Here is a 10,298-nt window from a genome sequence, read left to right as displayed (position 1 = left end):
GGTCTGCTGGTGCAGTTGGGCGAACCAGATGGTCAGGAAGTCGCGGCCCAGGGCGGCGTCGTCGTAGGGCGGCGCGACCTCCTCGACGCGGTGGCCCAGCTCGGTCAGCACGGCCGCGGCCTGCGCGACCGCGGCGACGGCCTCCCGATCCGGGTGGGGATTGATGGCCGAGCGCGTCGAGTAGCCGATCGTCAGGGATTGGGGACGACGCCGGATGAGCTCGCTGAACGGCTCGCCCGGCAGGGCGGCCTGGTAGGCGGCGGCCGGGTCGGGCCCGATCATCGCGCCGCCCTACGACGACGCCGCCCTGGGCCGCGACTTCCTGACCATCTGGTTCGCCCAACTGCACCAGCAGATCGAGGAGATCAAGCGGCGCACCGGGGCCCGCGACAGCGATTTCGAGGCCGACACCCTGGCGGTCGGCGAGCTCGGTCGCTCCGGCGGCGTCCTGGCGCCGCTACGGGCGCTGGAGAACCGGCACCTGTACATCCAGTCGCTGGCCGCGTTCCATGCGGACTACCACTACTTCCTGACGCCCACGCTGGCCACGCCGCCCCTGGCAATCGGCGCCACCACCACGTCGCCGCCCCTACAGCGGGTGGCGCGGGTGGTGAGCCGGTTGCGAGCCGGTTGGGCCATGCGGCTCAGCGGGATCCTCGACGACCTCATCGAGCAGAGCCTGGGCTGGGTGCCGTATACGCAATTGGCCAATCTCACCGGCCGACCGGCGATCAGTGTGCCGTTGCATTGGACGGACGGCGGGCTGCCGCTGGGCGTGCAGTTCGTCGGCAAGCTGGGCTCGGACGGCGAGCTGCTGCAGCTGGCGGCGCAGCTCGAGGAGGCCCGGCCGTGGGCGCACCGGCATCCGGCGCCCGTCTCGGGGCCGGCCTAGCCCGACGTGCCGTCGGGTGACTTGGGGCCGCCGCCCCACAGCTTGGCGAAGCGGCGGGCGACGTCGCCCAGCTTGCCGCCGCGCTGCGACGACTTGATCCTGCCCAGCGTCTGCTTACCCTCGGCCGCGTAGTCCTTGACGGATTCGTCGCCCTCTTCGGCACGCATGTCGTTTCCTTCCTTCGGGGTCTGTGCCGGCGCCGCGACCGGGGAGCTCCGCTCGCCGGGGTCGCTTGGGCGCCTTCGCATGGCTCAAGGCTGCCTACCCGCCGCCCCCGGGGAGTCAAACGCCGGAGCGCCGACCGCCTCACGGCCGCAGTGGGTCCTTACTGGCCTTGACCGGCGCGTTGCTCGGCGGCAGCTTGAGCAGGTTGCCGCGCAGACTGCCCCGCGCGGTGCGCACGGTGACGAGGAACCAGGTGGACAGCAGGCCGGCATAGGCGATGACGGCGGCCACCCTGAACGCGGGCAGGTGCGTGTGCCCGGCGAGCTGGGCGGTGCCGGTGACGAAGGTGCCCACCGGGAAGGTCAGGCTCCACCAGGTCAGCGCGAACGGCATGCCGCGGCGCAAGGTGCGCACGGTCAACGAGGTGGCCAACGCGATCCACAACACCGCGAATCCCCACACCGGGACGCCGTAGAGGACGGCGAAGGCGTTCAGGTCCTCGGCCAGCGCGGGTTCCGCGGCCAGCGACGAGGCGGAACCCAACAGCCCGGCGGCGGTGACGGATTGGCCGAGCGGACCCAGGACGATCCACAGCGTCGGGACCCGCGCCGTGCCGGAGGTGCCGTAGAGGGTCAGCCGGCTCCAGATCATCGCGATGATGTTGAGCGACGCGATCAACGACAACCCGAACATGGCGTAACAGCCGAAGAGCATGGTCTGTCGCCCGGCGCCCGGGGCCAGGTGCGGCAGGAGCAGCGCCCCCGTCGCGGCGGCCACCATCGGCGGCACCACCGGCATCAGCCAGCCGCCGAATGCCGCGTCGGGCTCCACCTGGTGCTGGGTGAACATCAGGTAGGGGATGCTGACCGCGGTGAACAGGCCGCCGACGGTGCCCGCGCTCCACAACACCCAGTCCAGGTCGACCGCGACGCGTTCGCCGAGCAGGTCCTTACCGATCAACACCGCTCCCCCGCCGACGGTCATCAGGGCCATCGGCGCGGCTCCGTAGAAGTGGGCCATCTGCGGGTTGCGGGCGTGCCGGCGGGCGACCGTGGGGTGCCGCAGCCAGTGACCGCCCACCACCACGATCAGCGCCGCCAACAGCGACGCGGCGAGCACCCAGACGACCTCGGTGAACGCCCGCAGGCCGGTGACGCGCACCGGCAGGGTGGCGCCGGCGATGGCGACGATGCCGGTGCCCATCACCGAGGCGAACCAATTGGGACCAAGATTGCCCAGCACCTCGACGCGCCGCTGCGGCGGTGGGGCGGCGTCGGGGCTCACCATGGCCATCGCTGCAACACCCTACTGCGTCGCACTGAACCGGAAGGGCCACGACGCTTAGACTCCAACCGTGATGCCAGCGGCGCGGAGCGGACGGGCGGTGCGCAGGCTGCCGGTGCTGCTGTGCATCGCGGCGCTCGCGCTCGGCGTCCTGGCCGTGCCGGTCAAGCAACGCTGCGGGGCGCCCGGATTCTCCTGCGCCACCACGCTCGACAGCAATGGCGACGTGCACTACTACTACGAGGTCGAACCGCTCGGCGTCTTCCTCGCCGAGGTCGTCACCGGGTCCAACATCACGCTGTACTACACCTCCGGCGAGGACCTGGTCAGGTCCCGCTGAGCAGCCGGCGCGCGGCGCCGCGGACGTCTCCGTCGGGTCACACTTTCGGGTCGATCCCCGCGACGCTGTGCCCGCGCCGAGACTCCGCCGAGATCCACGCGGACCGCCACGCCGCGCCGGCAGGTCAAAACCGCAGATCAGGACGTTATCCCCGGCGGCGGGGGCATCGTACGCCGCGGCGCGCGGCCGCCGCGGGGCGTTTGCCGGCGGATTCCTCGATTGGGGGCTTCATAGCAAGCTAACGCATACTTGTCACCATGCTCGAAGCGACATCGCCGCAAACCGCCGCCGTGGCGGCGGGCGCCGATGCGCCGGGTATGGGCAGAGGTTTGTGATGGCGCGCTCTGGCGGCGCCCACCACCGCCACCGTGCCCCCCGTCAGCCCTCCCGGTTCCGCGCGGTGCTGTCGCGCAGCGTCATGGCCCTGGTGTCGGTCGCGGCGGTCGGCCTGACCGGGGCCGGTTACTACGTGGCGCACGGCGCCCTCGGCGGGATCACCGTGTCGAACGCGCTGCAGCCCGACGATCCGCGGTCGAGCGGCGACAACATGAACATCCTGCTCATCGGCCTGGACTCGCGAAAAGATCAGGACGGCAACGACCTGCCCTGGTCCATCCTCAAACACCTGCACGCCGGCGATTCCGACGACGGCGGCTACAACACCAACACGCTGATCCTGGTCCACGTCGGCGCCGACAACAAGGTCGTCGCCTTCTCGATCCCCCGCGACGACTGGGTGCCGTTCACCGGCGTGCCGGGCTACAACCACATCAAGATCAAAGAGGCGTACGGGTTGACCAAGCAGTACGTCGCGCAGAAGCTCGCCAACCAGGGCACCAGCAGCCAGAAGGAGCTCGAGACCAAGGGCCGTGAAGCGGGCCGCGCCGCGACGTTGCGGGCCGTGCGCAACCTGACCGGCGTGCCGATCGACTACTTCGCCGAGGTCAACCTGGCCGGTTTCTTCGACCTCGCGCAGACCCTCGGCGGCGTCGAGGTCTGCCTCAATCACGCCGTCTACGACTCCTATTCGGGCGCCGACTTCCCGGCCGGGCGGCAACGACTCGACGCCTCGGAGGCGTTGTCGTTCGTGCGACAGCGCCACGGCCTGGACAACGGGGACCTGGACCGCACCCACCGGCAGCAGGCGTTCCTGTCGTCGGTCATGAAGGAGCTGCAGGACTCGGGGACGTTCACCAACGTCGACAAGCTGAAGAACCTGATGGCGGTGGCGCGCAAGGACGTCGTGTTGTCGTCGGGGTGGAGCGAGGACATGATCCAGCGCCTCGGTGAACTCGCGGGCGGTAATGTCGAATTCCTGACGCTCCCGGTGGTGCGCTACGACAACATCGACGGGCAGGACGTGAACATCGTCGACCCGGCCGCCATCAAGGCGGAGGTGGCGGCGGCCCTCGGGTCGGCCGCACCCAGCAGCGCGACCACCACCAGCACGGTGGCCAAGCCCAACCCCAACATGGTCGTCGACGTGATCAACTCCGGCGCCATGAGCGGGATGGCGTCCGAGGTGTCGCGGGCGTTGAAGAAGCGCGGCTTCACCACCGGCCAGGTCCGCGACCGCGAGTCGGGTGAGCCGAACGCCACGACCATCGAATACGGCGCCGGCGCGCAGACCGACGCGCGCAGCGTGGCGACGCTGCTCGGCCTCGACGCCCCGAACCAGCCCAACCCGACCGTGCAGCCCGGGCACATCCGCGTCACCGTCGACACGAACTTCTCGATGCCCACCCAGGACGACACGACGATGGACGATTCGACGAGTACCAGCACCACGTCGACCAAGGCCAAGACGTACTACTACAACGGCACCACCACGACGTATCCGACGCCGGATCAGGGCAAGCCCCTCGACGGCGGCGGGGTGCCCTGCGTCAACTAGTCAGGCGTGGGTGCCGCCGTCGATGCGGATTTCGGTGCCGGTGATGAAGGCGCCGTCGGCGGAGACCAGCATGGCGATCACGCCCGCGACCACGCCGGGGTCCGCCATGCCGGTGCCGCTGGACGTCTCGGTCGTCGGCAGCACGGGCATCAGCCGCGAAAACAGCGACCAGTCGGCGTCTTTGGGGATGTAGCCGCCGGTGGCGTCGGTGATGCCGGACTTGATGCTGCCCGGCGCCACGCACACGGCGCGCAGCCCGGCGCGCGCGTATTCGAGCGCCAGCGAATGGGTGAAGGCCTGGATGCCGCCCTTGCTCGCCGCGTACGCCGCCATGTAGGGGTGGGCGAACGACGCCGACGTGGAGCTGAAGTTCACCACGGCGCTGCGCAAGTTCGCCAGCAGCAGCGGCAGGGCCTCGCGGACCACCAGGAAGGTGCCGGTGAGGTTGATCCCCACGATGCGGTTCCACAGTTCGAGGCTGGTCTCGTGGGTGTGCGCGGCGCGCAGCACGCCCGCGGCGTTCACCAGGGAGTCCAGGCCGCCGAGCGTCTCGACGGCCGAGCGCACCCCGGCGATCACCGAGTCCTCGGCGCCGATGTCCATCACCAGCGTCGTCAACCGGTCCGAACCCACGCCGGCCCGCGCCCGGGTCTGCTCCAGACCGTCGGCGGCCACATCCGAGGCCACCACCGTGGCGCCCTCGTCCACCAGCCGCAGCGCGGTGGCCTGACCGATGCCCGACGCGGCGCCGGTCACCAAGATCCGTTGTCCCGCAAGTCTTGTCATTAGTTACTCCCGGTTCAGACCACTCCGCGCAGCGCGTCCTCGCCGAACATCTGCACCATCATCGACGAGTAGTCCGGGCCGCGGCGCAGGATGTGGCCACCGTCGACGTTGATGCACTGCCCGGTGATCCAGGCGGCGGCGTCGCTGAGCAGGAACAGGGCCAGGTTGGCGACGTCCTCGACCTCGCCCACCCGCGGCAGCGGCGTGCACAGGGCGTAGTCGCCGCTGATCTCCGGGGACTGGATGACGCTGGCGTCCACCAGGTCGGTGCGGATGAGGCCGGGGCGGACGCTGTTAACGCGGACCCAGGAGGGCCCCAGTTCGTCGGCGGCCAGCATCATCATGTGGTCGATCGCGGATTTGGTGACGCCGTATGGCCCGAACCAGCGGTGGGTGTTGCTGGCCGCGATCGACGAGATCCCGACGAACGAGCCGCCGCCGTTGCGCACCAGTTCCCGCGCGACGTGCTTGAGGACGTACATGGTGCCGTTGACGTTGAGGTCGACGGTGTTTCGCCACGCCTCGGAGTCGGTGTGGGTGATCGGGCCGATGGTCAGCGAGCCGCCGGCACAGTGCACCGCGCCGTCGAGCCGGCCGTGCCACGCCGTGGCAGCGTCGACGGCGCGGACGACCTCGTCCTCGTTGGTGACGTCGGCCGGCTCGTAGCGGATGGACCCGGCGCCTTGCCGCGCTTCGATGTCGGTGACGGCCTCGGCGAGCCGGTCGGCGTTGCGGCCGACGATCATGACCGAGGCTCCGGCGGCCACCAGCCCGGCGGCGACGCCCTTGCCGATTCCGCTGCCGCCGCCGGTGATCAGATACGTCCGGTTGTCGAAAGAAAGCTGCACGCCATCACCTCACGCCGAAAACTGGAACAGGTTCTAGCAGCATAGGGCAGCGATCACAGCCGTCACAGCAGCCTCGGGGAATGCACCGGATGCCGATGTGCCCGCCTCGCAGCGACAACCGGGGCGGGCGCACCCGGGTGGCCGCCGTGTCGCTGTGAGGCGGGCACTTCGACTACCCCTTCGCCCACTCCTTCGCCCAACCCCTTCGACCACCCCGTCGCGCAGCGGCGCCCTACGGGGTGTCGCGGCGCGCCAGCTGAGTGGGCTTGGCGTTCCGCCAGTCCTCCACGTCTGGCGGCAGGCCCACCGGGTAGCGGTTCTCGTTGTGGGCGGCCCAGTGCGCATGGCCGAGCTCGTGGATGTGGAAGGCGTGCCGCAACGCCTCGGTGAAGCCCATCGCGTCGGAGGCCGCGTTGACCGAATCCTTGACCAGCAGGGCCGCCATGGTCGGCCGCTGGGCGATGCGCCGCGCGAATTCCAATGTCTTTTCGGTCAATTCGTCGGCGGGGAACACCTTGGACACCATGCCGAGGCGGTAGGCCTCGTCGGCGTCCAGCGCGTCACCGGTCAGCAGCAGTTCCTTCGCTTTGCGGGGTCCGAATTCCCAAGGGTGAGCGTAATATTCGACGCCCGGCATACCCATCCGCACGGCCACCACGTCGCTGAATTTCGCGTTGTCGGCGGCGACGATCAGGTCGCAGGCCCAGATCAGCATCAGGCCGGCCGAGATCGCGTTGCCCTGCACCTGCGCGATGGTGATCTTGCGCAAATCGCGCCAGCGGCAGGTGTTTTGGAAAAAGTAGTGCCACTCCTGCAGGTAGGTCTTCTCCGCGACCGGGTCGCGCGTCGCACCGTGGGACCGGAAGGTCGGATGCTGGCCGGGCCCGGGCTGGCGCTCGGCGAGCGCCAGCTCCGAACCCAGGTCGTGACCGGCCGAGAAGTTCCTGCCCCGCGCGGCGAGGATCACCACCCGGACGGTGTCGTCGGCCTCGGCCCGCAGGAAGGCCTCGTCGAGCTGGACCAGCAGCCCGCGGTTCTGCGCGTTGTGGGCGTCGGGACGATTCAGCCAGATCCGCGCGACCCGGCCCTCGTCGAGGGTTTCGTAGGTGACCAGCGCCTCGGCGTCGCCGCCGGCCGCCCCCGCACCGGCTGCGGCGCCGGCCTGCTCGGACAGTGTCATCGCACCCACCTCGCTTGTCGTCAACTCTGACTCGTTTACACATTACGGCCAGGATGTAAGCGGCTCGTGGCGGGCCCGCCGACTCCCGCCGTGAGCGAGTGCCCCATCAGCGGTGGTCGAGCGGTGACAGCCGGCGATCCGTGGGAAACGCCAGCCGCACCCACCCGCTGCATGAACCTGCTCATCGCGCAGCACCGCGCCCCGGCCCGTCGGCCCGCGAGCCCGGCGGTACGCCTGAGACACCGCCCACTGAGTCGCCTACAGTTGAGACATGCCTACCAAATCTGATCCTGGCGAGATCGGCGACGTCGAACCGGTCGCCGACAGCACCGCGAGCCAGGCCAGGAGGGTCGTCGCGGCGTACGCGAACGACGCCGACGAGTGCCGGGTCTTCCTTTCCATGCTCGGCATTGGGCCCGCCAAACTCGACGCGTAGATGCCTCGCGGTCAGGGACGCGGCGCCAAGGCAGCCGCCTTCGGCGACTCCGACTTTGTGGTGGTCGCCAACCGGTTGCCGGTAGACCAGGAGCGGCTCCCCGACGGCACGACGAGCTGGAAGCGCAGCCCCGGCGGGCTGGTCACGGCCCTGGAGCCGCTGCTGCGGCGCCGGCGCGGCGCGTGGGTCGGCTGGCCGGGCGTCGCCGACGACGGTACGGGCCCCGACCTGGACGAGCCGATCATCCAGGACGACCTCGAGCTGCGGCCCGTGCGGCTGAGCGCCGACGACATCGCCGAGTACTACGAGGGCTTTTCCAACGCCACCCTGTGGCCGCTTTACCACGACGTCATCGTCAAACCGATCTATCACCGCGAGTGGTGGGAGCGCTACGTCGACGTCAACCGGCGCTTCGCCGAGGCGACCTCCCGCGCCGCCGCCGAGGGCGCGACCGTGTGGGTGCAGGACTACCAGCTGCAGCTGGTCCCGAAGATGCTCCGCGAGCTGCGGCCCGACCTGACCATCGGCTTCTTTCTGCACATCCCGTTCCCGCCGGTGGAGCTGTTCATGCAGATGCCCTGGCGCACCGAGATCACCGAGGGGCTGCTGGGCGCGGATCTGGTCGGGTTCCATCTGTCCGGCGGCGCCCAGAATTTCCTGATCCTGTCCCGCCGGCTGATCGGGGTGAACACGTCGCGGGGCACCGTCGGGGTCCGTTCCCGGTTCGGTGAAGTGGAGCTCGCGGACCGCGTCGTGCGGGTGGGCGCCTTTCCCATCTCCATCGACTCGACGGCGCTGGATCAGGCTGCCCGGCACCGCGACGTCAAGCGCCGCGCGCGCGAGATCCGCGCCGAGCTCGGCAATCCCCGCAAGGTGCTGCTGGGCGTCGACCGGCTGGACTACACCAAGGGCATCGACGTCCGGCTGAAGGCGTTTTCGGAACTGCTCGAAGAGGGCCGCGCCAAGCGCGACGACACCGTGCTCATTCAGCTCGCGACGCCCAGCCGCGAACGCGTGGAGAGCTACCAGATCCTGCGCAGCGACATCGAACGCCAGGTCGGCCACATCAACGGCGAATACTCCGAGGTTGGTCACCCGGTGGTGCACTACCTGCATCGGCCGGTCCCCCGCGACGAGCTGATCGCGTTCTTCGTGGCCGCCGACGTCATGCTGGTCACCCCGCTGCGCGACGGGATGAACCTGGTCGCCAAGGAGTACGTGGCCTGCCGCAGCGACCTCGGCGGCGCGCTGGTGCTCAGCGAATTCACCGGCGCCGCAGCCGAATTGCGGCAGGCGTACCTGGTCAACCCGCACGACCTCGAAGGCGTCAAGGACACCATCGAAGCCGCGCTCAACCAGAGCGAGGCGGAGGGCCGCCGCCGCATGCGATCGATGCGCCGCCAAGTGCTGGCCCACGACGTCGATCGGTGGGCGCGGTCCTTCCTCGACGCGCTGGCGCAGTCGGGCCCGCACGACACCGAGTAGCTTTGGCAATCCCATGGTGTCGCGGCCGGGTCGCTGTGATACTCAAGAGGGCGTCCAACGGTGAAGGAGAGGTTGCACATGAGGCTCCGTCACACGTTGGCCGCGGGCACCGGTGTCCTGGTGGCCGTCGCGACCGGGGTCGCGCTGCACTCCGGGGAGCCGGCCAAGGCCCTCGGCCCGCCGGCGGACGGGAATTACTCCTACAACGAGGCGGGTGTCTCGGGTGTCACCTGGACGGTGACGGCGCTGTGCGATCAGCCGTCCGGCACCCGCAACATGAACGACTACTCCGACCCGATCATCTTCGCCATGCAGTGCGCGCTGAACATCGTGAGCTTCACCGACGAGCGGATCACCGCCGCGGACAAGCTGCAGAACTTCAGCGGCCGGGCGCGGATGTCGAGCATGCTGTGGACGTTCAAGGTGGACAAGGCCGACGGTGTCTCGTGCCCCGGCGGCGGCACCGCCCCGTCCACCGAGACCTGGGCGTTCAGCGACGAAACGATGAGCGGCACCCACACCACGCTGCACGGCGCCGTCTGCGGGATGGAGCCGGCGATGAAGAAGGTGCCGTTCTCGTTGGCGCTGACGGGTCCGCCGCCCAGCCCGGTCGAACGATACCCGTTGTACTGCAACGCGATCGCGATGTGCTACTAGAGGCAATCGCCTAGATCGGCGTGATGTAGGCGATCAGCCACTGCTTGCCGACCTTCTTGAAGTCCACCCGCAGTCGGCTGCCATCGTAGAGCGGCTGACGCGTCTTGTCGGTCACGGTCCGGTTCATGTACACCATCACCGACGCCGAATCCCGTTGCGCCGACATCACTCCCGCGCCGACGACATTGGCTTGCACCACCACTTCCCGTTTCTTGGCCTCGGGGATGATCTGCGTGTTGGCGCTCTTCTGGAATTCGGCGCGGTAGTCGGGCGTCAGCAACGGGTACGCGGCGGTCAGGCTCCGCTCGACGGTCTGGTAGTCGTAGGCGAA

At 69.4% G+C, this 10,298-nt stretch carries 11 protein-coding genes and 2 pseudogenes; 6 read left to right on the top strand and 7 right to left on the bottom strand.

Annotation, left to right across the window (positions count from 1 at the left end):
- Positions 1–285: pseudogene (locus tag A5714_RS18015) on the bottom strand (amidase family protein); the annotation flags it as partial.
- Here A5714_RS18015 and A5714_RS18010 point away from each other — a divergent pair.
- Positions 281–892 (top strand): annotated as a pseudogene (locus A5714_RS18010) (amidase family protein); the annotation flags it as partial. The pseudogenes A5714_RS18015 and A5714_RS18010 sit on opposite strands and share 5 nt — an antisense overlap.
- Here the strand turns inward: A5714_RS18010 and A5714_RS26700 are convergent.
- Together A5714_RS26700 and A5714_RS18005 are read right to left on the bottom strand one after the other, a co-directional pair.
- A complete protein-coding gene (locus A5714_RS26700; protein ID WP_197502835.1) occupies positions 889–1,059 on the bottom strand; it encodes a hypothetical protein in 171 nt (56 codons plus the stop codon). The pseudogene A5714_RS18010 and the gene A5714_RS26700 overlap by 4 nt on opposite strands.
- Before the next feature lie 139 nt (positions 1,060–1,198).
- Positions 1,199–2,350, bottom strand: a complete 1,152-nt coding sequence (locus tag A5714_RS18005) for a TDT family transporter (RefSeq protein WP_068287391.1) — start codon at positions 2,348–2,350, stop codon at positions 1,199–1,201.
- A 64-nt stretch (positions 2,351–2,414) separates the two neighbouring features.
- On the opposite strand from A5714_RS18005, the gene A5714_RS18000 reads away from it, so the two are divergent.
- On the top strand, positions 2,415–2,681 hold the full coding sequence (locus A5714_RS18000; RefSeq protein ID WP_197502834.1) for a hypothetical protein: 267 nt from the start codon (positions 2,415–2,417) through the stop codon (positions 2,679–2,681).
- 334 nt (positions 2,682–3,015) lie between these two features.
- Positions 3,016–4,575, top strand: coding sequence for an LCP family protein (locus tag A5714_RS17995; protein WP_156747374.1), 1,560 nt, complete (start codon positions 3,016–3,018; stop codon positions 4,573–4,575).
- On the opposite strand, the gene A5714_RS17990 is transcribed toward A5714_RS17995, so the two are convergent.
- The 3 genes from A5714_RS17990 to A5714_RS17980 form a co-directional block, all read right to left on the bottom strand.
- Positions 4,576–5,361, bottom strand: coding sequence for an SDR family NAD(P)-dependent oxidoreductase (locus tag A5714_RS17990; RefSeq protein ID WP_068287385.1), 786 nt, complete (start codon positions 5,359–5,361; stop codon positions 4,576–4,578). It lies immediately after the preceding gene.
- A 14-nt stretch (positions 5,362–5,375) separates the two neighbouring features.
- Positions 5,376–6,209 (bottom strand): SDR family oxidoreductase, encoded by an 834-nt coding sequence (locus A5714_RS17985; RefSeq protein WP_068070184.1) that lies wholly within the window; start codon positions 6,207–6,209, stop codon positions 5,376–5,378.
- Positions 6,210–6,441: 232 nt separating this feature from the next.
- Positions 6,442–7,389, bottom strand: coding sequence for an enoyl-CoA hydratase (locus A5714_RS17980; RefSeq protein WP_068287383.1), 948 nt, complete (start codon positions 7,387–7,389; stop codon positions 6,442–6,444).
- 271 nt (positions 7,390–7,660) lie between these two features.
- On the opposite strand from A5714_RS17980, the gene A5714_RS26210 reads away from it, so the two are divergent.
- The 3 genes from A5714_RS26210 to A5714_RS17970 all read left to right on the top strand — a co-directional run bounded on the left by A5714_RS26210 (position 7,661) and on the right by A5714_RS17970 (position 9,967).
- Positions 7,661–7,825 carry a hypothetical protein gene (locus A5714_RS26210; RefSeq protein WP_008263763.1) on the top strand — a complete coding sequence of 55 codons (165 nt, stop codon included), beginning with the start codon at positions 7,661–7,663 and terminating at the stop codon, positions 7,823–7,825.
- Positions 7,826–9,310 carry a trehalose-6-phosphate synthase gene (locus A5714_RS17975; protein WP_068287380.1) on the top strand — a complete coding sequence of 495 codons (1,485 nt, stop codon included), beginning with the start codon at positions 7,826–7,828 and terminating at the stop codon, positions 9,308–9,310.
- Positions 9,311–9,388: 78 nt separating this feature from the next.
- Positions 9,389–9,967 (top strand): hypothetical protein, encoded by a 579-nt coding sequence (locus A5714_RS17970; RefSeq protein ID WP_068070181.1) that lies wholly within the window; start codon positions 9,389–9,391, stop codon positions 9,965–9,967.
- A 10-nt stretch (positions 9,968–9,977) separates the two neighbouring features.
- Here the strand turns inward: A5714_RS17970 and A5714_RS17965 are convergent.
- Positions 9,978–10,298, bottom strand: a 321-nt coding sequence (locus A5714_RS17965; RefSeq protein ID WP_068287378.1) for a mammalian cell entry protein, incomplete at its 5' end; no start/stop codon positions are given.

Origin of the sequence: Mycobacterium sp. E2462, from assembly GCF_001672685.1 — a bacterium.
In the GTDB taxonomy this organism is placed as follows: Bacteria; Actinomycetota; Actinomycetes; order Mycobacteriales; family Mycobacteriaceae; genus Mycobacterium.
The sequence above is the reverse complement of the archived record's forward strand: the minus strand, read 5'-3'. Positions and strand labels throughout refer to the sequence as shown.

Coding starts and splice junctions, on each gene's coding strand:
- A5714_RS26210 (WP_008263763.1), top strand. CDS start 7,661: ATGCCTACCAAATCTGATCCTGGCGAGATCGGCGACGTCGAACCGGTC.
- A5714_RS17980 (WP_068287383.1), bottom strand. CDS start 7,389: ATGACACTGTCCGAGCAGGCCGGCGCCGCAGCCGGTGCGGGGGCGGCC.
- A5714_RS17990 (WP_068287385.1), bottom strand. CDS start 5,361: ATGACAAGACTTGCGGGACAACGGATCTTGGTGACCGGCGCCGCGTCG.
- A5714_RS17970 (WP_068070181.1), top strand. CDS start 9,389: ATGAGGCTCCGTCACACGTTGGCCGCGGGCACCGGTGTCCTGGTGGCC.
- A5714_RS17975 (WP_068287380.1), top strand. CDS start 7,826: ATGCCTCGCGGTCAGGGACGCGGCGCCAAGGCAGCCGCCTTCGGCGAC.
- A5714_RS26700 (WP_197502835.1), bottom strand. CDS start 1,059: ATGCGTGCCGAAGAGGGCGACGAATCCGTCAAGGACTACGCGGCCGAG.
- A5714_RS18005 (WP_068287391.1), bottom strand. CDS start 2,350: ATGGCCATGGTGAGCCCCGACGCCGCCCCACCGCCGCAGCGGCGCGTC.
- A5714_RS18000 (WP_197502834.1), top strand. CDS start 2,415: ATGCCAGCGGCGCGGAGCGGACGGGCGGTGCGCAGGCTGCCGGTGCTG.
- A5714_RS17995 (WP_156747374.1), top strand. CDS start 3,016: ATGGCGCGCTCTGGCGGCGCCCACCACCGCCACCGTGCCCCCCGTCAG.